The sequence below is a fragment of the Nonomuraea sp. CA-143628 genome (assembly GCF_050942315.1).
In the GTDB taxonomy this organism is placed as follows: domain Bacteria; phylum Actinomycetota; class Actinomycetes; order Streptosporangiales; family Streptosporangiaceae; genus Nonomuraea.
In genome coordinates, this window is the sequence record NZ_CP192072.1 from 12,736,747 (window position 1) to 12,755,657 (window position 18,911).

Consider the following 18,911-nt stretch of genomic DNA (forward strand, 5'->3'; position numbering starts at 1 on the left):
CAGGCTCCTGTCCGGTTCGGATGTGCCACTTGAACCGGATGGCCCGCTGTTTCCTGACAGGAACTCGATGTGAGACACCTCACATCACGAGCAGGGGCTCCCCATGGCCGACCGCCGCCCATTGCTCGGTCGCGCGTTCGAGCTTGTCGGGGTTCGCCTGGGTACGGCAGGCGGTGATGCCCTCGGCCGTGACCTCCAGGCACATGATGGCGACGACCCGGCCCGCCACGACGGCCACAACGGCGGGTTCGCCATTGGCGGTCCAGGCGTATATCTCGGGCGAGCCGCCGACGATGGCCCGCTTGGCCTCTCCGGGCTTGAACAGGCCCCACACGAACTTCGCGACCGCGACGGCGCCCTCGAACGCCTTGGTGCGTGCCGGAACCTTCCCTCCGCCGTCGCCGATGGAGATGGCGTCCTTGGTGAGCAGGCGTACGAGCTCATCGGTCTGGCCACTGGTGGCGGCCGCGAGGAACTCCTCGACGATCCGCCGGGCGGCGGCCTCGTCGATCTCGGTGCGGGCTTTGCCGTACGCGACATGCTTCTTGGCGCGGTGAAAGATCTGCTGGCTGGCCGCCTCGGTGATGTCGAGGATCTCGGCGATCTCCCGGTGCGGGTAGTCGAAGGCCTCCCGCAGCACGTACACGGCCCGTTCGTTGGGGGACAGGCGCTCCATGAGGGTGAGGACCGCGTACGAGACCGATTCGCGCTGCTCAGCGGTGTCGGCCGGGCCGAGCATCCGGTCCCCGGCGAGCAGCGGCTCGGGAAGCCACTGGCCCACGTAAGTCTCGCGACGCGCCCGCGCGGAGGTGAGCTGGTTGAGGCACAGGTTGGTGAGCACCTTCGTCAGCCAGGCCTCGGGGACCTCGACGCGGTCGACGTCGGCGGCCTGCCAGCGCAGGAACGTCTCCTGCACGGCGTCCTGTGCCTCGTCCGCGGAGCCGAGGAGACGGTAGGCGATGGCCTCCAGACGGGGCCTCGACAGCTCGAACCGGTCCACGTCAATCACCGTCAGAGGCATGGCCCGAATCCTAACTACTCGTATGGTTCTCGCATGCCTCAGAGCCTCCGCCTCGCGCCCATCACCCCCGCCAACATTGAGACGGCCATTGCCGTGAAAGTCCGCCCCGAACAAGAACACTTCGTCTCACCTGTGGTGAAGTCGCTGGCCGAGGCGTACGTCCAGCCGAACGTGGCCTGGCCACGCCTCATCCTCGACGGCGACCGTCCGGTCGGCTTTCTCATGGCTTTCCTCGATATCGACTGGGACGGCAAGGGCATCGACTTCCGGTCCGGCTTGTGGCGTCTCAACGTCACTCCCGACGCACAAGGGCGGGGAGTCGGCCGCTTCGCCGTCGAATCAGTGGCGGGCGAAGTCAGGCGTCGTGGTGGTATGCAGATGTATGTGACGTGGGAACCGGGAGTGGGCAGTCCCGAAGGCTTCTACCAGAAGCTCGGGTTTCAGCTCACAGGTGAGAAGAGCGGGGGCCAGACGGTCGGAGTGCTGGACCTGACGAAGCCCTCGTCATGACAGCACCCCCACCGCACAGCCAGGGGGCCGCTGGTGAGCCTTGGACGGGTAACGATCCAGGTCACAATGATCAGTGCCACGCGCGATGGGGTGCGTCGTTGAACCGCTCCACCGCCCAGGCCGATTACCTGGACAAGTGGTACTCCGCCCAATGCGGAGGATGCCATTTCTGGATCGCATTGAGCGGTCAGCTCGGCTTGGACTACGGGGCCTGCACCAACCCCGCCTCATCGTTCGACGGACGGGTGCGTTTCGAGCATGACGGCTGCCTACGGTTCGTCGACCGCGAGGACGGCTCGTTCGGGTAGCGGCCCCGGTCAGGCGACATGAAAGCTCTGCGCGCCCGCCGCCGCTCACGGCTTCAGCTTGAGCCTCTTCTTCGACGCACCCGGGAACACGACGACCAGGTGCTGCTCCTCCCCCGCATCGTCGACCCGCATGTAGACACGGAGCCGGTAGCGGCCCTTCCCCGAGATCGCCAGGTTCGGCATCGGGGCGCCCGCGCCCACCTCTCCGCCCTCGCCCATATACGGCACGGTGAGCCGGCCGCTGCGGCTGACGATCGGCACCTCGTTGACCTGATCCCACCCGGCCGTCCGCCGTGGCGGTGCGGTGCGGAATGCCTTCACGGTAAGGCACAGATCAACGACGTCTTCGACGTGCCCGATGAGCACCGCGCTGCCGGCCACCCCGATGAGGTCGCCGTCGTCGTCGTAGAGATTGTCCATCGCCCGCTCAGCCACCTCTTCGGTCGCTTCGTTCTCAGGGTCCTCGACCAGATAGCCGGGATCGCCGTCGACGAACAGGAAGTATTTGGCCGTGGCCTGGACGACACCCTTTGTCCGGGGCCACGGGTCGCGGCACTTCGCGTTCTCCTCGGCGATGTAGGCGGCGTTCGCCGCCTCCGCCTCTGTGGTCGACCGCAGCAGCTCAGGACGGGTTGCGCCGACGATCTCCGGGCAGACGTAGACGAGGTCCCACAGGTCCACGCTCGAGGTGGGCCGCGCGCTTCCGGCCCGCGTCAGAATCGCCTTCTGCTCGTCGCGGTCCTTTGCACGGCACAGCGCCCGCCCGGACGCGAGGATCGCCTGATCCGACAGGCTGTCAGGGAACATGGGCGGGACTCCGCCGTCTGTGCTCCGCGCTAGGCACAGGAACGTGGCGTCGCGCTCCGCGGGTTTCAGGTCGCCGAAGCTAGGCCGGTCATAGCAGTCCATCGACCGGCCGGTGTAGGTGAGGTGCGCGGCCTGCTCCGGTTGGATCATTGCGGTGATCGGCAGTACGACCACGGCCGCCACCGCGACGCGGATCACGCGCCGCCGCGCGGGCGGAAGGTCCGCCGGGCGGTACTCAGTGGGCAGCTCACGGGCGGTCGCCGCGATCCACACGGTGGTGACGAGCCCCATCGCGTCCAGCATGACGCGCATCGCCAGGCTGCCGCTGTAGATCCTTTCGAAGAGAAAGTCGAGCGGTATCACCAGCGCGTAGAGACCCAGCGACAACCACCCGGCGGCCTGCGTGCCGCGGCTCCATCGGCCGTCGCGCCGCTGCCCGACGAGCGTGATGACGGTCGCCGCCACTCCGCCCAGCATCAAGCCCGATTCGACGATGCCGCCCGAGCCGAACTCTGGGAGGTCGAGTTCGTCGAGCAGTTGGTTGGCCATCCCGGCCAGCTCGACCGCGAATATCGCTGCGGCCGCCGCCCGCAGCACGCGGGACCGCCAGCCGATGACGAGCAGGTAGAGGATGTTGATCGCGGTCCACAGCGCGAGCTGGAATGCCGTGTCGACCGCGTCGGGGAGCAGCGCGATCGGGTACCACAGCACGAGGGTGTACGCCACCGCCAGATACAGCAGCCGGCGCAGCACCTTCGCCCGGCGGTCCAGCGGTCCCGGCGCCGGGGTACGCAGGATCAGCCACAGGAGCGCGGCCTTCACCAGGGCGGCCACGAGCAGCGCCACGACCGTCGGAGTGTCGAACCCGTCGCGTGCGTAGAACCCCGCGTAGGTCGACGGCGACCATTCGACGGCCACCCAGAGCCAGGCGTCGCCGAGCACCAGGCCCGCGACCGCCGCCGCAAGAACCAGGCCTACCAATCCAAGCCTGATAAGCCGCCATAAACCATCAGAAGGCACGGGACGCGATCTTAGCGCGACACCGCCCCGAAGCTTCCGGATATTTCTGGACCTTCCTTGGCCTTACGCGCCTTGCGTAAGGCGCCCGAACGGTTCACCTACCCCTGGCACCCCGATTTTCGGGCCTAGCAGATACTTCTGAATGAAACCTGCGACCGTCGGATTAGAAGTGGCTCAGCCCACCCCCGTCTGCCCCAGGATCGCCGATCCAGGGGCATCGGGGTCTTCACTTGTGATCAGCATCCAAACGCCTTCGCCGTACTCCTGGCGGGAGATCCTGCCGTCTCCGTCGCTGTCCAGTTGGGCGAAAGCACCCTCGGCCACCTCGTGGGGGATACCCATCGCGCTGAAAAAGCGATCGAGTTCCGGCGCTGAGATGAACCCGTCTTCGTCGGTGTCGGCGGCGTCGAAGGCGGTGCACGACAGCGTGATGGTCATCTGCTGGAACTGCGGATGACCTGCGACCAGGCGGTCCACCGCCTGGATGAATTCCGCCTCGCTCACCGCGGCATCGCCATCGATGTCGGCGTCCTCGCGGACGTGTTCCCACCAGTCCGCGCACAACTGGTGAATGGCCTGATGCTGACGCGAGTCCGGGTCGGGGGCCACCACCGCACATAGGTCGTCCGCGATGCGCTTGAAGTCATCGGCGGCGATCTGCCCATCGCCAGTGCTGTCAAGCAAAGCGAACAGGGCAGCGACGTTGGACTCATGCAGAGAGCGGGTCACAGGAGTACCTTCCGGGAGGGAACGGCGTGGATCACAACCGATGCCCTAAGTATCCGGATCGCTCCGCTCAGTGACAGATGGCGCCGTGGTAGCGACGCGGCAACACTAATGTGCCTTGAGAGACCGCGTATAAGCAACGCCGGCGTGCGCGAAAGACCGGCGGTCGAGCAGCGCGCTCGAACCGAGCGTTCAGCCGGGACGAGCGCGCCGCTCTGTCATGGCCCGCTGGATACGGGCGAGCAGCTCAGCTGCAGCGCGCGACGCGGGTCACGGAATACGGCTTGTAGACAGCCGCGTAGAACTTCTTCTTGCCCTTGGTGTGGGCGTTGACCGTCATGCAACGGTACTTGGTGACCTTGTCGCCGACCGAGCCCTTCCTCTCGAACGCGATCTTGGCGCTGACCTTGTGGCTGCAGTGGTTGTTGAAGTAGATAGTCACGGTCGTGTTGCCCTCGCCCCACGAGTAGTTGGCCCACTTGCCCCTGGGCTTGGAGCACCTGATGCTGTCGCGCTCGACTCCAGCTTGAGCCGACGCGGTGGTGGCCTTCGCCGCAGCGGTCTTCGTGCTCGCCTGTGCGGTGCCTGCGGTTGCCGGTGCCACCAGCAGGGCCGTCGCGGCGGCGGAGCCAAGCAGAACGGATGTGAGCTTCTTGCGGTACATGCATCAACCTCATAACAGCAAAGATCTTGACTTCTTTTACCGTATCGGCCATCCCAATGCCCTGTAAAATCGAGGTTGTCTTCCCGTCAAGCAGACTGTTCACCAGCATCGTCCCAGCTGGGGGGGGACTTGGTGCAGCGAGAGCGCCCTCCGCCGTGGCTCGTTTCATGCCTTCACGACGAGGCCGGTCAGGTGTGGAGAGAGCGGAGAAACCGCTCGACGAGTCGCTGGCTTTCCCGTGCGGGATCGCCGGACCAGCGCAGTACGCCGTCGTTCGCCTTGAGCAGCAGCAGGATGTCGTTCTCGTCAACGTCCTGGCGGAGGTCGCCGTGACCTTGGCTGCGTCGAGCAATTGCCGCAGAGCCCTTCCGGCCTCGGCGTGGGAGTGGCTGACCGGGCTGTCCGGCGGGAAGTCGTAGAGGAACACCGCGGTGAAGGCCCGGCCCTCCAGTTGCAGGTGCATGAGGTAGTTGAGGTGGTCGACCAGGCCCTGGCAGGGGTCGGAGTTGGCCAAGCGCGCTGTGTACTGAGTCCTCGCATTCGGTCAGCCGGTCAGCGAAGACGTAGGCCAGGAGGTCTTCGCGGGTCGGGAAGCGTCGGTAGAGCGTGGCGGTGCCCACACCCGCGCGCTTCGCGATCTCCTTCGTCGGCACGTCGGCTCCGAGTTCGCGGAAGGCGGCGCGGGCCGCACCGGCGATGCGGTCGCGGTTGCGTTCCGCGTCGGAGCGCAGGGTTCGGTGCGCCGTCGTCGGCGCCTGTCCTGGGCGCTGAGGCGGACGTTCCCGTATGGATGCGAGGAAGACCGACGTGCGCGGATTGATCACGACGAAGGATGGCTCAGTAGAGTTCGCCGAGGTGCCGGAGCCCAACCGCGCAAGCAACGAGCTCCTGGCGCAGAGATTCGCTCGTTCAACTCCTCGACAGCGCAGGAGAGGAAGCAGGCCATACGCGCCGTCGGGCGCTCGCGGCCGGAGCGTACTTCGAGATATGGCCGGACCCGGTCGAGGCGCTCCACCTGACCAGGACTTACCAACGTCGCGCACGTTTTACCCACCGGCTAGAAATCCCATCCCTCGGCTATGAGGAGGCGGTCGCGCAGCTCAGCTGCTGCGGGCTTCAGTACCTCATCGTGAGCATCGTCAAAAGCACAGAGCCCGCCTACCACTTTCAGCTCTTCCTATCTCCCGACGCATCACGTGTGGTCGCTTGGCTTGGCGTCAGCCAGCGGGCGCGCCAGGCGCACCACCCCTGACTGAGATCATCCCGATGCTGGAGGCCGCGCCGACGGCATGGTTGTACGGTGGCCGCCATGGATGCGTCATATGCCGCTGATGCTCGCAGGATCTGGCAGACCCATGTACCACGTCGGGGCCAGGCGGAGACCGTCCAAGGCGAGCTGTTGCGTGCAATTGAGAAGCTTCGAGATGAGGCGCAGCGCAATGGCAACATCAACTGGGACGAGCACCATGAACGTCTCCTGGCCTACCTGCGCGAGACGCTCACCAGGTCGGGGCTCTTCACCGAGGAGACCTTGACGGAATTGGCCATGGACCTGGATCGCGTGGCCGACTTCGAATGCCCCCTCACCAATGACGCGCCTTTCGACCGCATCACGTACCGCATCGTGGACTGGTGCCGCGCCCAGTCCGAGCCGGTTCGGCATGAGCAGAATCCACATCTACAGCGATAAGCATGGCCTCGCCAGATCGGTAGAGATCAGCCACGTTCTCCGGTGAGCCAGAGTAAGGAACGAACCCTGGATCGTCGATCGCCCCGAAGCACGTACGGCGGCCAGCCACGCAGGGGCGATCGCAGGGCTGCATCTGTAAGTCGGTGCGGCAACCCCGGTCGGTGCGTTCGGTCGGTACGGCGGGCCGGCGCGATGCCCGGCCCGGGGGTCCCGCCGCCGTCCGGGACCGGCCCCCAGACCGCACGCCCGGACGGCGGGCGGGCGTAGGGCCGAGGGTACGTCGGCGCGCCGCGCCGCCGCTTGGTACCTATAGGAACAATTCTGCAAAAGGCATGCTCCTATACGGCTGAAACAGAGCACGCTCTGCGGCGGTATGCTCACCAGCGAAGCGACTGCTCGTATCGGCCCGGCGGACTGCGTCAAGCGATTCGGACAATTACCTGCTGCAAGCATCCGATCAGCATCACAAACTGTACCTCGCCCCAGCTCCGGTGGATCTCTCGCGTAAGACGGGGCTCCTGGCCTGCCGAAACGCACATCCACGTAAAGTGTCAGACCCACGACGTACACTGACGTACTGCATTGGAAAGATCGGGCTGTCCAACGCAGCTCATGCACTCTGTCACACATCCAGGAGGCTGAAGATGGCAGGGACTTTGCACTTTCGTCTGCGGGTTGCTCACATATATCAGCGCAGGTTTGACTCCATCAGCCTTGCACAAGCTCTCTCCTCCAGCCACTGGTACCTGATTACACGCAGACCAGGAGTTAAGCTGATACCGGGCTCATTCAGATACGAGGATGAGATTCTCACGGCCGACTTCGTCACTCGAGATACTGTTACTGGGGTGAAAAATATACTCACCCTGGGCTCAGACACTCGACATCTTGGCGAGCTAACGGACTTTCATATCTACGAGGAGGGATCTTATTTCTCGTTTCGAACAGAAAGAATGGTCGTGCATGGCGACTCATGGGCTCTAGCCTCCCTCCTAGCCCAGGCAAGAGGCGACATTTCACACCACGAAATTCTCTATGCGGGCCAGGCTTATGGAATCAACAATTCACGCAACTCTTACGAGCGCACACTAACCCACAAAAAGCTACAGCGCATCTATGAAGACCATATCGATAGTGGGTACGAAATTTTTGTAGCGCCCTTGGTTTGCGATAAATCGACAATGATCAGCGATGATCATATCGATGATGCAGAACCTGGCCCTGATCTCACGCGCTACCTGGAAGACTTTGTGGCGACAGACGGTAAGGTTTTGAAGTCTTCCGTTGATTTGATAGAACATAGTATCATTTCGCATTTCACCCCCTATTACAATGAGAAGCTAGTAGAGTGGCGCGCCTCTCGCCCTACGGATGCGATGCGTAAGATGCGCGAGGCCGGCTTTCGACTCATACATATCCACCTGAGTGGCTGGCATGGCCTTGCGCGATTCTTTTCCCCCTCCGCAACAACTCCCTTCAGAAGCCATTTGATCTCTCATGATCTTCCTCCTATAGAGATAGCGGCCCCTGATGTATTGCGCGGAATTTCTGCTCAAAAGTTGAGCGATTGGCGCTTTGGGTCGTTTATGTTGCGAGAAGGACAGGAGCTATTGGCAGATTTGGCTGAGAACTCCGGTGCAACGATGACGATCTTCGGAGAAGCTGCACCATCGGTACGCAAACCGCCTGGGATCAGCATTACTCTCTCAGCACCACCTACTGATACTGACGCCCCAAGCCGTATAAGTCTCACCAGTGAAATTTATGAGGCGAGAGAAAGAGAACGGAGAGCTAGCGAGGCTCCGCAACACCCTGGAATTCCGACTTATGACCCCGCAACAGGAGCCGTTAAGATTGGGGAATATGTCGATGGCAAACCGTCTTATATGCAACTGCATGACCCTGAAACGGGAAGTCTACACTCGATCCTAATCATAGGCGATCCGGGAATGGGTAAATCAACTGGCTTGCGCAGCTTGGCCATGGAAGCTTACGGCTCCGACGTATTCGATGTCATACTAGTTGATCCGCTGGATAGAAATGGCCTCGCACACCTCAGCGAGCTGATGTACAAAGACCTTCGTGCAGCAACAAACCTAAGCGAGTCAGTCGGCGTGCTTGAGGTTGCACTCAAGCTAATACGCGAACGCAAGGAGAAAGAACCCTACGGCGTGCCTACAAGGGATAACCGAGGGCTGTTCATTGCGATAGATGACGCTGACAACCTATTCCTTGACGAAAGGGGCGCGCTTCTCATTGAGCTCATCCTTTCCGCTGGAGGCGATCTCGGAATTGGTCTAATTGTCGCCGTATCAAATATTTCAGACTTCGAGCCCAACGGGGCTCTTATGCGGGCGTTGATGAAGTGCAAGCAGAGAGTCGCATACATGCCCAACGGGTACTATGTGATGTCGGATCTAATGGCTCGATTTGGCTCGCACCGACCATACACATGGGACGGAGACTCGGTATCATTTATCCTCCGTCGCGATTCCGCCAGCATCAGCATCGGGATAATTGCAGCTATATTCGACCCGGAACTAGACCCGCCCTCCGTCCAGTCTCTGTGTGCAGATGAGCTTATACCCTCGGACTTTCAAGTTGAGGGATGGAGCAAAGTGGAGTCCATGGACTATTGGCGAATAATGGACCTCAATATGACTGACTGGAGACTAAGCAAGCACGAAGACGCATGGATTTTGTCGCATGGTATCTCTACAATCTCCAGCACCGCTCTGAAGACTAGCGCGGACGCACTTGCATGGGCAGATGGGGTCTTCAAGTTCAGATTTGAGGGCGACCTTACCCCGTGGCAAGTGGGTCCTACAGTTGATGGAGTGGTCACTCTGTACGCTGATACAGTCGGAGAAGTGATCGCGAAGCATCAGTCTCTAGAATCTGCGTACAGGCTTTTCATGGAACGTTATTGAGACGCCGCATGTCGCCTGTTGCGGACTCAGGATCGCTTCTGGTTATGGGCTTTAGACACCCGAGGTGATAGGCCCTCGACAAGGGGAAACGCGCCAGGATCCATTCCAGGCATATTCCGGGACCTGCGACAACGGGCCGCTCTCAGCGGCATCCGGCTGCACACGCCTGAAATGCAGACGAAGCCCCGAAGGGCTTCTGATCTGCACTTACTGATGTGGCAGGTGCAAGGTTCGAACATGCGTAGGCTGAGCCAACAGTTTTACAGCGCGTGACCATTTCTGCGCTCACATGGCTTCTGACCTGCGGCGCTTGGATCTCACAACGCTTGCACCGCCATGATCATTGTGCTCATATTGCACGGTGCCACCTGCACGTCCTGCGAGTTGCACTACCTCATCGAGGACTGGCACCTCAAGCTGCGTCATAGACGATCGAACCCTCATTCTGTCGGTCCACTGACTTATGGTGTGCTGCCTGACGGTAACCGTGATGATCGGAGAAGAAGACGTGGGCCTAACGACGCCCCCGGCACCGTTCGACGTGGCGAAGCTCTTTCCCGAACTGGCCGGTCAGAGCAAGATCACTGTCCGGCTGCACCCACGTTCCGGCGCGCCTTCACCTACAGACAGCTCCATGGGTGGCCCACTGCTCTGGCCCATCGGCGAACCTTGGCCGTTGTGCACGTCTTCTGACCACGAAGACTTCACAAGATCACAACCGATCGCGATGGTGCCGATCCTCCAACTCCACGCCCGGGACGTACCCGAGCTGCCGTTCCCGCCGAACACGGACGTGTGCCAAATACTGTGGTGTCCCTTCGTGCACGAGTCCGACTTTCGGCCGGTCGTATGCGTGCTCTGGCGGAAGGCGAGCCTCGTCGCAGAGCTCCTCACCGAGGTTCCGGAGCCCGTGGCCAGCGAGGAAGGACTTGTCCCCTACCCGTGCGTGCTCTCACCCGAACGAGTCAAGGAGTATCCGGCCTGGGAGACGTCGGCAGAGCTGGCCGAGAAAATCGAGGAATGGGAATCGTCGCTGGACGATGCGGAAGATTGGAGTTACCACTACCACCTGTCGGCTGCTCCGGGCACGAAGGTCGGCGGATGGGTCGACTGGATCCAATCGCCCGAGACCGTCACATGCGGCCAGGGCCATGAGATGGCGCATCTGCTGACGGTCGCCAGTTGGGAGCACGATCCCGGATCCGCGACGAGGTGGGTACCGCTTGAGGAGCGGCACCTCCTCAGCCCAGACTTCGACCCAGGGCAGATGGGTCCCTCCGGACTCGTGATCGGCGATGCCGGCGCAGCTTACCTCTTCGTCTGTATGGAGTGCCCTGATCGGCCCATCGGCAGCGTCGCCCAGTGGTCGTGAAGTTGCCTGATGGAGTCTCTGACCGTGAAGCGGGTCGGGAATCGAATGCCGCGCTGTCAGCTTGGGAATCGCACCCATCATCGGCCCTGGACCTCGGGTCGCCTGGTCAGCTGTCAATGGCCTGTGAGCTCTCCCCGCTGGCGGCCAGATAATTAGGTTCTGAGCCACTTCTTGTGATCCGTGACGGGACGTAACCATGCTCAGTCGGCGTGGAGGATCTGAAGGCGGAGAAGGTCGAAGCTGGCACGCCCGTAGCCGTCCCTTTTGATCCGCTTAATTCGATTCACATTGCCTTCCACACGGCCGGAGTTCCACTCCAGGGTGAGCCCGGCGGTGACGGCGTCGAAGTCTTGGCGCAGGCCACGGGCCAGGCTGCGCAACGGCTGCAGGCCGGTGGCCTCGGCCTGGTCGAGCCAGTCCGGTAGCAGGTGACCGTGGCGGTTGGTCATCATCACGGCGAAGGCGGTCACACAGTCGGCGACAGCATCCAGCTCGGGACACCGAGCCCGCAGCTTCTCCAGCCGCAAGATCCCGACCTCATCCAGATGGTCCGGGTGGCTGGTGAGCAGGCGCGCGGCGCGGCGGACAGTGAGTTCCTCGCCCGCCTTCGGCGCAGGCTTGCCACTGGCGCGAAGATCTTGAAAGTGGCGGCGCAGGGTGCGTTTGCTGCCCTGGTAGCCCTGCTGCTGAATCTCGGCGAACAGTCGAGCGGTATCGGTGCAGCCCTCGTTCCAGCGCTGGTGCAGGTAGGGCAGGAACGCATCCACGCGAGTGCCCCGCAGTACGGGCCCGCTGACCAAGTCTTGCGGGCAGGCGGCCTGGGCGTAGCGGCGTACGGTCTTGCGGTCCAACTGCAACGCCTCGGCGATGGCGGAGATCCCGACCCCCTTGTCCAGCAGGGCATGTACGGCGGCATGGCGTTCGCGTCGGGTGGCAGCGCGTCGCCCTTCGGCTTGTGCCGGAACCGCTGTGGGATCGTCTGAGAGGTGCCCTGCCGCATCAGGTTCGCCGCGGCCGGAGTCACTCTCGGCCGCCTCGATCAGGCATCCGCGATGAGCCTGGACGCACTTTTCGACCGCGTCGCACAGGTTCTTCCAGATGTGGTACCTGTCGGCTACCTGCGTCGCCTCGGGGGCGGCGGTGCGTACAGCCTCGGCATAGGCACCTCCACGATCTCGGCACACGACCTGCACGCCGGGGTGAGCCCGCAGCCAGGCGGCGAACGTCTCGGCCGTGCGGTCGGGGAGCACATCGACACGCTCGCCAGTCTCCATGTCCAACAAGATCGTGGCATAGACGTGTCCCTTCCTGGTAGCCCAATCGTCGACTCCCAGCACGCGAGGCGCCGGTCCGATCACCTTGTCGGGCAGCTTGCGGATCAGCCGCAGCAGCGTATTCGCGCTCGCGCTCATCGCCAGGTGCCCGAGCAACCGGGCCGCCGGTCTGCCGCCCGTGGCCAGCACGATCCGCTCCAGCGCCCGGCGTAGCGCCGGTGTTCGACGCGCGAACGGCTCGGTCAGCCCGTCCACCTGCTCCACGAACGTCTTGCGCGCGCACTGCGGTGTCCGGCAGGCGAACCGGCTGACCAGCAGGCTGATCACCGTCCGACAGCCCGCCGCCCCCAGATCGGCCAGGCGGCGTCGATACCTACCATGCCGCCGGTCCGACACGATTCCGCAGGTAGGACACGCTGCGCTCGTCGTCACGGTTTGCGCGCAAATGGCCACCGTTCGATCGTCAACGACGACATCCTCCACGGCCACGGCATCCACGTGACCCCATAGGGCAGAGAGCAATCCACAGTCACACGAACCTTGATCATTCCTGAACGCGTGACACGGTGTGATCACTTCACAAGAAGTGGCTCAGAACCGCATCCCATGGCCGCCGTCAGTCAGCGGCGCTCTCGGGCCGGTCACGAGTGACCGTGGTCGACCCCTCTTCACCGGGGTTAATGGCACGGTGATCATGCCGTCGCCCAGGCAGTACGCTCCTGGCATGCCCGCCACGCGGTGACCTGACGACTTCGATGGCCACGCCTGGGAGACCGAGGCCAAAGGCTGGTTTGAGGGCGTCATGGTGAAATGGAACGGGCGCCATATCCGGCCGGTGTTCTGCGACCCCGTACGGCTCGGCCAAGAGATCGCCGATACCTTCGCTCGAGGTGAGGCATACTTCCGGGAGCCCAATCTGATCGTGGTCCAGGCCACTATTCGGGACTACATGCAGGCCGCTGTTGAGGGTCTGTCCGATGAGGAGCTGGAGCAGTTTGTAACCGAATGAGGGCTGTGGAAGGTGAGGCGCGGTGCGTGTCGAGCAGCTGGCGGCTGTGTGGATTCGTAGCGATGAGCTGACCCCCGAGGAGATCACCGATCTTCTGGGAGTCCGCCACTCGTCCACCGGTCCGGGAGATGTGTGGATACTCGAACCTTCGGTCGCTGACGAGGCGGCATCGCTTGATGATCAGATCGCGGCTGTTATCAATCCCCTCCGCGTGGTGGCGGACAAGCTCTCAGAGCTGGCCGAGAAGGGAGCCGAGTTCGAATTGCTACTCACCCGCAGCCTGTTGGGGCCCGGCGTGGGGATGCTGTGTTTCATGCTCGACAGCCCTGTGATCAAGTTCTTAGCGGATGTGGGTGGATCAGTGTGGTTCGACGAGTACGACGAGACCACCGAGGAGAGCGCGATGCGCACACCGCCGCCCGCCTGATCACCCCGCCGGAGGCATGGGTTTGTACTGTGATCGTCATGGACGCGCAGTATGCCGCCGACGCTCGCCATATCTGGCGGACCTACGTTCCGCGTCGTGAGCAGGCTGACACTGTCCAGGGCGAGCAGCAGTTGGGTTGAGGGCGGCTCTCCATGGTGCTGGGAGCCGCTCTTTCATTGATCATCTACCGCGCGGCATCAGGTCGTTGCGCCTGCGCAGGTGGTGACGCCGCACGCCTTCTTGCCTGCTGCGACGGCCGCACTTAGTTCCACCCTTTCGATCGGGCACGGTTCACGACCTACGGTTTCGCTGCTCATCTGGCCGCCTACCAGCCCATGGCAGTCCAGTGTCGTGTGCCAGCAGTCTCCCCTTTCGGTGATGAAGACGGTGGTCATGGTGTCGTCCCCCTTCAGGTTCGTTGCGTGTGGTGAGTTGGTCACACGAGGTGTTATCGCCGCCAGTGTCCGTCGCGGCAGATGTAGGTGCGCCCGTTCGACGCGACGCCCATCGCTCCGGGACTGCCGCAGAAACCTCCCGGGTGTGCTCTGGCGAGCGGTGCCGGCTCCGGTTCCGCTACAGGCTTGGGCTTGGGAGTACGCTTCGGCGAACGCCGCCCCTCATCGGGGTCGCGGTCGTCTCGGTCGCGGGACTTGATGACGCCGTCGCCGTCTTTGTCGTCGTCGTAGCGCTCTTCGGTGCCGTCCTCGTCGAGGTCTTCGATGACCTCAACGGGTTCCGGTGTCGGCGTCCAGGAGGGCCAGGAGATGGTGCGCGACGTGATCGGAGGCGCGCTGGCCACGGCTGCGGGTTCTTGGTCGTTGCCGACGAAGAGGGCGTTGCAGCCAACGACAACAAAGGCGATTACGGCGAGGCAGCCCCATGCCCCACCCTGGTTGCCTGACTTGGATTTGTTGGGCATGGCGTCCCCTCGGCTCCGCGTGGACACGAACGGTATGTGGGACGCTGCTTTGCGCTACTTAGTTGGCGGTAGAGCCCTCATCTAGCAGGCTGGTACGCCCCGGCCCGCTGCCAGGACCGGTAGCGGCATCTGGGCGTGGCGCAGTCGATGGGCCGGGTCGGCTGCCGGACAACGCAGCAGCCGAAGCGTTCAACAGCACCCTCATCGTCGCGTACGTCCACCGCCACCGCTTCCACACTAAAGCCGAGCCCCGCATGAAGATCGCTACCTGGATCACCGATGTCCACAACACCACCCGGCGGCACAGCACCGACAACGGGCTGCCGCCCATCACATTCGAGCATCACCTGGCCGGGCCGTACGAGCTGGTGAGCAGAATCGTGGTCCCGGTAACCGAGTGATGTCGCTGTTCGATCGTGCGAAACGCGCCCTCAGCCAGCACGTGCGCCGCCTTGATGCCGTCGGGCACGCCCGGAGCCTCCGGCCACTTCGGTTCCAGGTGATCCGCCCAGTCGATGATCTCGGAGGCGAGGGCCAGCGCCTGCGCGTTGCGGCCGTGCACGAGTTCCACGGCGAGCCGCAGGTACGTACCCTGCCGCGTCCCATCGTTCGCGGCGGCCAACGCGGCGATCCGATCGGCGGCCCGCACACCGTGCCCGGGATGCTGCGCGGCAAGGACAGCGAGCACGAAACGCCCCCTCCTCGTCCGCTAGCTCGCGCAGCAGGCCGGGCACGTCGTCGGCGGAACGTGCGCGTGCTCCAGGTCGCCCCACGGCACGTCGTCGAGACCGGCCAGCTCCACGATCCCCGGGGTGGCGAAGTCGGGCGTCAGCGCCAGTGGTTCCAGAGGTGGCGCCGGGACGACGGTGACCTCCGGGACCGGCGGACCCGCCTTTGCCCCCCTCACCTCGATCAGGCGGGTCCAGCTGCGATACTCGGCCACCCTGCTGACGTCGAACCGGCTGCCGCCACTGGGCCGGCCGCCATGCATCCCCGTCATAGCGCTCCAACCAGCCACGCGCACGTCTCCGTCCTGCCGCTTCTGCTGTCCTCCGCCGCCTGCCAGCCTGCCAAATCGCCCGCTCTCGTTCTCCGCGGCTGCCCGATGGTCCAGTAGCCGGGCCACCTGTCCCATCGCCGCGTTGACTCTGGCTTCGACGCTGGGGGCTACCAGCCGTTCCAGGAGTACAGGCCGCACCCCCCGCAAGCGCCAGCTCGCAGGCCGGCATCAGCCCGGTAGGGCCGGGGTCGGCGACGATCACCTCGCGTGTCATGGCAGACCGGCCCCTCGGCCCGGTGGTGTCGAGCGTAAACGCAGCCATCGCGGTGACGCGCCGTCCTTTCCACGCCCAGCAGACCGCCAGGCTCAACGTCTGGTTGATCAGGCTGATTGGGGTGGTTGGTCGTCGTGGGACTTTTCCTCATCGGAGCTCTGGTCCTTCTTTCGGCCAATCCCGAGGGCGATGACAATGGCGATCAAGATGCCGATGGCGGAAATTGTCCAGCCTGCCAGGTCCATTGGTCTCCTTTGGGCGCTCTCTCTGCGGTACTAGGTAGCGGGCGACCGTGTCAGCTATCGCGGCACCAGTTCGGCCAGTCGCTCGTGGATCGGCGCGCACGGCCCGCACGGCGGTGCCATGCGGGCCCTGCGGCGGTGGCGCGTCAGGCGTCCTCAGTGGTGGCAATTGCCCCAGGCGTTGCGGGAGCCCTGGGCCAGGGGGCCGCCGTGGCCGCCGCTGCTGATCGCGCCGTAGAACCTGACGCACTGCCCGGAGGTGTGCTCCACGGCTGCGGCGAAGTGGCGGTATCGTCCGTTGTCATCCGCATTGCCCTCGGCGCCGCTTCCTGAGCTCCGGTAGTAGAGCACGGCTTGGGTGAACGTGGCCCTACCGTGCCAGGACGACTTGAGTGTCACCACGCAGTTCTCGCCGTACTTGCTGCTCCACAGCAGGTACACCTTGCCGTACTTGGTGCCCTTGCGATTGATGGCCGATCGTGAAGACTGAGTGGTGTATCCCCCGGATGACCATCCGCATCCCTTCGATGAGCGGACGACCTCAGAGAGGCTGTGCGCGGAGGCCTGTGTCGATGTGAGGCCGATCACGGCGGCGGACAGCAGCAGGGTGGCTGCTGTCGAGCCGGCGAATCGGCTGAATGGATGTCGAGCGAATGCAGACATCTTCTCCTCCTCGGTTATCGAACCCGGGACGACGAGCGAGTCGCGTACATCCCGGATGTGGATCTCGTGTATCAGCGCTCTTGTCGGCGCTCCCGCCACTCGGGCAAACCCTTGGGCCTACCCGTCCGCGGCCGCCCAAACATGCTCCGGTGCGCCAGATTCTTCGTCACGCACGACGACAAGCACCGGCAGATCGACGCCGCGGCCGGGCACGACCCCAAGGCCGTCATCGATGTCTGACAGGAGAGTGGGCCGCTACGGGTCCGCCACGAGTTCGCCGGCTCCGGCGATGGCCCGGCGCAGCATGAGGCAGTGCCGACCCATCAGCCTCCCCGGGACCCGCGCGTGCCACACGGAGCGCCCGCGTGGCTAGTCACAAGCCTTCGCTGTGGTGCCGCTGCCCTTGTTGGCGCGACCGGCCCCGGCCGTCACCGTGCCCATGGCCTTGGCGCAGACGCCGCTGGGGGCGTAGATCATGTTGCCCCAGTGGTGCCCGCCGTTGCCCGGCCGGTAGGTGAAGGATCTGCTCTTGGCACTGGTGTAGACCGTGATGGAGCCGGAAGCGCGCGTGGCGACCGACACCTCGCCCCAGTTGGTTCCGCAGTGGCGAGAGTAGAACAGCCGGATCGTGCCCAGATGATCTCCGACCTCGTTCTTCAGCGAGGCATACTTCCCGGTGTTCACCTTGGACTTGGCGCACCCGCTCCTGTAGGGGTCCTGTCCGTCGTACAGGTGAGCGCTCGCCGGCCCTGCGGTCCTCGCGACCGAGAGGGGGCGGCGTGGGCCGCACCGTTCATCAGACCGATGGTCATGAGACCACTGGCCAGGGCGGCGCCCATGCCGAGGACGGCCATCTTTCGGGTGATCGATGTAGTGGTGCCGTGATTCATAAGGTGACGGCGGGCCTGCTGTCAGATTGCATCGCCCGGCCCGTTGTTCCGTCATTTGGACGTCTGGCCTTTCGTGTTCCACTCTTGCGGCAGTCTTGCTCGTGAGTCTGTGTAAAAGGGCACACTGGCCGAACTTTTTTGGACAGGCCGAAGACGCGGCCGACGGTCGGTACTGGGGGACTTCTCAGCTGCGCCCTCGCAACCCTCGCCTACGGTGAGTACGACAGCCTGCCCGGCCTGAATGGCGGCTACGAACAGCTTCCGAATCGCAGGTGCATCCCGAGCTCGCAGCTGGGTTCTAGGTGGGACGATCCTTCGGGGGTTGGTAGCCGCTGCGACGTCAGAGCTGCTCGCGTTCCCAGGACGGCCCCGCAATGTTCGGCGGCGTAGTCACCCAGCCCTTGACGGAATGCCACGTGGCGGGCCACTCATGAGGAGGACGCGCCAGGATCGCGCAGACCTCGCGCGCCAGTTCGGTCGGGCTGCGGCTGCGCCAGGGGGTGGCGACGAAGATCTGGTAGTCATCCTCGATCTCAAGCCAGACCTCGAACAGATCAGGATCTCGGGGGACGGCTCTCTTGGCGCTGAGGCCGTAAGTCAGCAGTCGGTCATGGTCAATGCTCGTCAGGACCAGCCGTCCCGCGGTGCGCATCGAGGTCTCCCATGAATGATCCGCGGCGACCCGCGCGACCTCCAGCTCATACTGAGTGGCCGAGAAGCAGGCGTCTCGGTCCGCGGGCACCTCTCTCGACCATTCCCAGCGCACCAGGTCCCCATAACGGGTGATGGTGACGTCCGTGCCCCCGCAGTCGTAGAAGCCGCATGCGCCGCAGCGAGCGATCGCGACAGTGTGCGGCCGGGAATCGGCCAGCAGTCGATCGGCCGGGACCAGGACGTCGTACGGATCCATCCCCAGCCCCGCCCCAGCGGAGGTCATCTCCGCTCCGCTGACGTAGACCTGCAGCTGGAATGATTCGCTGCCTGGCGTGCTGGACGCGGGCGCGACCGCCAAACGGAGAAGGTCGACGCCCAGTTCTCCGCCGTTCCTGTTCACACCACTCATGATCCACCATCACGACGGCCTGACCGCCCGCTTTCAGCGATAAGCCCTGTGGGGACGGCTCGGACGATCGTCAAGATCAGACATGCCGCTCCAAGTAGGCGC

22 protein-coding genes and 1 pseudogene are annotated in these 18,911 nt (G+C 63.8%); 9 read left to right on the forward strand and 14 right to left on the reverse strand.

Annotation, left to right across the window (positions count from 1 at the left end):
• Window positions 1–79 precede the first annotated feature (79 nt).
• The gene (sigJ, locus tag ACQP2T_RS57925) at window positions 80–1,021 is read right to left on the reverse strand and encodes an RNA polymerase sigma factor SigJ (protein WP_433513216.1); all 942 of its coding nucleotides are present in this window, start codon (window positions 1,019–1,021) and stop codon (window positions 80–82) included.
• Between the two features lie 33 nt (window positions 1,022–1,054).
• Here sigJ and ACQP2T_RS57930 point away from each other — a divergent pair, with 33 nt between their 5' ends.
• On the forward strand, window positions 1,055–1,531 hold the full coding sequence (locus ACQP2T_RS57930; protein WP_433513217.1) for a GNAT family N-acetyltransferase: 477 nt from the start codon (window positions 1,055–1,057) through the stop codon (window positions 1,529–1,531).
• Window positions 1,532–1,629: 98 nt separating this feature from the next.
• Window positions 1,630–1,839 carry a DUF3027 domain-containing protein gene (locus ACQP2T_RS57935; protein WP_433513218.1) on the forward strand — a complete coding sequence of 70 codons (210 nt, stop codon included), beginning with the start codon at window positions 1,630–1,632 and terminating at the stop codon, window positions 1,837–1,839.
• 45 nt (window positions 1,840–1,884) lie between these two features.
• Here the strand turns inward: ACQP2T_RS57935 and ACQP2T_RS57940 are convergent, their stop codons facing one another.
• The 3 genes from ACQP2T_RS57940 to ACQP2T_RS57950 all read right to left on the reverse strand — a co-directional run bounded on the left by ACQP2T_RS57940 (window position 1,885) and on the right by ACQP2T_RS57950 (window position 5,056).
• Window positions 1,885–3,627 carry a hypothetical protein gene (locus tag ACQP2T_RS57940; protein WP_433513219.1) on the reverse strand — a complete coding sequence of 581 codons (1,743 nt, stop codon included), beginning with the start codon at window positions 3,625–3,627 and terminating at the stop codon, window positions 1,885–1,887.
• Between the two features lie 213 nt (window positions 3,628–3,840).
• Window positions 3,841–4,395: an EF-hand domain-containing protein gene (locus ACQP2T_RS57945; protein ID WP_433513220.1), complete on the reverse strand. Its 555-nt coding sequence runs from the start codon at window positions 4,393–4,395 to the stop codon at window positions 3,841–3,843.
• 244 nt (window positions 4,396–4,639) lie between these two features.
• A complete protein-coding gene (locus ACQP2T_RS57950) occupies window positions 4,640–5,056 on the reverse strand; it encodes a hypothetical protein (protein WP_433513221.1) in 417 nt (138 codons plus the stop codon).
• Between the two features lie 194 nt (window positions 5,057–5,250).
• Between ACQP2T_RS57950 and ACQP2T_RS57955 the strand changes: the two genes are divergently transcribed.
• On the forward strand, window positions 5,251–5,475 hold the full coding sequence (locus tag ACQP2T_RS57955; protein ID WP_433520013.1) for a hypothetical protein: 225 nt from the start codon (window positions 5,251–5,253) through the stop codon (window positions 5,473–5,475).
• Window positions 5,476–5,679: 204 nt separating this feature from the next.
• Here ACQP2T_RS57955 and ACQP2T_RS57960 read toward each other — a convergent pair.
• Window positions 5,680–6,099, reverse strand: a pseudogene (locus ACQP2T_RS57960) (hypothetical protein); the annotation flags it as partial.
• A 257-nt stretch (window positions 6,100–6,356) separates the two neighbouring features.
• Here ACQP2T_RS57960 and ACQP2T_RS57965 point away from each other — a divergent pair.
• The 3 genes from ACQP2T_RS57965 (at window position 6,357) to ACQP2T_RS57975 (ending at window position 11,048) form a co-directional block, all read left to right on the forward strand.
• Window positions 6,357–6,746 carry a hypothetical protein gene (locus tag ACQP2T_RS57965; RefSeq protein WP_433513222.1) on the forward strand — a complete coding sequence of 130 codons (390 nt, stop codon included), beginning with the start codon at window positions 6,357–6,359 and terminating at the stop codon, window positions 6,744–6,746.
• 644 nt (window positions 6,747–7,390) lie between these two features.
• Window positions 7,391–9,676 (forward strand): ATP-binding protein, encoded by a 2,286-nt coding sequence (locus ACQP2T_RS57970; protein ID WP_433513223.1) that lies wholly within the window; start codon window positions 7,391–7,393, stop codon window positions 9,674–9,676.
• A 490-nt stretch (window positions 9,677–10,166) separates the two neighbouring features.
• Window positions 10,167–11,048, forward strand: coding sequence for a hypothetical protein (locus ACQP2T_RS57975; RefSeq protein ID WP_433513224.1), 882 nt, complete (start codon window positions 10,167–10,169; stop codon window positions 11,046–11,048).
• 200 nt (window positions 11,049–11,248) lie between these two features.
• Here ACQP2T_RS57975 and ACQP2T_RS57980 read toward each other — a convergent pair whose 3' ends face one another.
• Window positions 11,249–12,820 carry an ISL3 family transposase gene (locus tag ACQP2T_RS57980; protein ID WP_433513225.1) on the reverse strand — a complete coding sequence of 524 codons (1,572 nt, stop codon included), beginning with the start codon at window positions 12,818–12,820 and terminating at the stop codon, window positions 11,249–11,251.
• Window positions 12,821–13,124: 304 nt separating this feature from the next.
• On the opposite strand from ACQP2T_RS57980, the gene ACQP2T_RS57985 reads away from it, so the two are divergent.
• Together ACQP2T_RS57985 and ACQP2T_RS57990 are read left to right on the forward strand one after the other, a co-directional pair.
• On the forward strand, window positions 13,125–13,331 hold the full coding sequence (locus tag ACQP2T_RS57985) for a hypothetical protein (protein ID WP_433513226.1): 207 nt from the start codon (window positions 13,125–13,127) through the stop codon (window positions 13,329–13,331).
• Between the two features lie 22 nt (window positions 13,332–13,353).
• A complete protein-coding gene (locus tag ACQP2T_RS57990; RefSeq protein ID WP_433513227.1) occupies window positions 13,354–13,758 on the forward strand; it encodes a DUF4279 domain-containing protein in 405 nt (134 codons plus the stop codon).
• A 197-nt stretch (window positions 13,759–13,955) separates the two neighbouring features.
• Here the strand turns inward: ACQP2T_RS57990 and ACQP2T_RS57995 are convergent, their stop codons facing one another.
• Both ACQP2T_RS57995 and ACQP2T_RS58000 read right to left on the reverse strand, forming a co-directional pair.
• Window positions 13,956–14,153: a hypothetical protein gene (locus ACQP2T_RS57995; protein ID WP_433513228.1), complete on the reverse strand. Its 198-nt coding sequence runs from the start codon at window positions 14,151–14,153 to the stop codon at window positions 13,956–13,958.
• Window positions 14,154–14,206: 53 nt separating this feature from the next.
• The gene (locus ACQP2T_RS58000) at window positions 14,207–14,677 is read right to left on the reverse strand and encodes a hypothetical protein (RefSeq protein WP_433513229.1); all 471 of its coding nucleotides are present in this window, start codon (window positions 14,675–14,677) and stop codon (window positions 14,207–14,209) included.
• A 62-nt stretch (window positions 14,678–14,739) separates the two neighbouring features.
• Between ACQP2T_RS58000 and ACQP2T_RS58005 the strand changes: the two genes are divergently transcribed.
• Complete coding sequence (locus ACQP2T_RS58005; protein ID WP_433513230.1) at window positions 14,740–15,078, forward strand: integrase core domain-containing protein; 339 nt, start codon at window positions 14,740–14,742, stop codon at window positions 15,076–15,078.
• On the opposite strand, the gene ACQP2T_RS58010 is transcribed toward ACQP2T_RS58005, so the two are convergent.
• The 6 genes from ACQP2T_RS58010 to ACQP2T_RS58035 all read right to left on the reverse strand — a co-directional run bounded on the left by ACQP2T_RS58010 (window position 15,021) and on the right by ACQP2T_RS58035 (window position 18,809).
• Window positions 15,021–15,365, reverse strand: a complete 345-nt coding sequence (locus ACQP2T_RS58010; RefSeq protein WP_433513231.1) for a hypothetical protein — start codon at window positions 15,363–15,365, stop codon at window positions 15,021–15,023. The two genes, ACQP2T_RS58005 and ACQP2T_RS58010, sit on opposite strands and share 58 nt — an antisense overlap.
• Window positions 15,366–15,386: 21 nt before the next feature.
• Entirely contained in the window at window positions 15,387–15,677 is a 291-nt protein-coding gene (locus ACQP2T_RS58015) for a hypothetical protein (protein ID WP_433513232.1), read from the reverse strand.
• Window positions 15,678–16,058: 381 nt separating this feature from the next.
• On the reverse strand, window positions 16,059–16,196 hold the full coding sequence (locus ACQP2T_RS58020) for a hypothetical protein (protein ID WP_433513233.1): 138 nt from the start codon (window positions 16,194–16,196) through the stop codon (window positions 16,059–16,061).
• A gap of 153 nt (window positions 16,197–16,349) precedes the next feature.
• Complete coding sequence (locus ACQP2T_RS58025) at window positions 16,350–16,856, reverse strand: hypothetical protein (RefSeq protein WP_433513234.1); 507 nt, start codon at window positions 16,854–16,856, stop codon at window positions 16,350–16,352.
• 369 nt (window positions 16,857–17,225) lie between these two features.
• Window positions 17,226–17,540 carry a hypothetical protein gene (locus tag ACQP2T_RS58030; RefSeq protein ID WP_433513235.1) on the reverse strand — a complete coding sequence of 105 codons (315 nt, stop codon included), beginning with the start codon at window positions 17,538–17,540 and terminating at the stop codon, window positions 17,226–17,228.
• Window positions 17,541–18,086: 546 nt separating this feature from the next.
• On the reverse strand, window positions 18,087–18,809 hold the full coding sequence (locus tag ACQP2T_RS58035; RefSeq protein WP_433513236.1) for a hypothetical protein: 723 nt from the start codon (window positions 18,807–18,809) through the stop codon (window positions 18,087–18,089).
• Window positions 18,810–18,911: the final 102 nt, after the last annotated feature.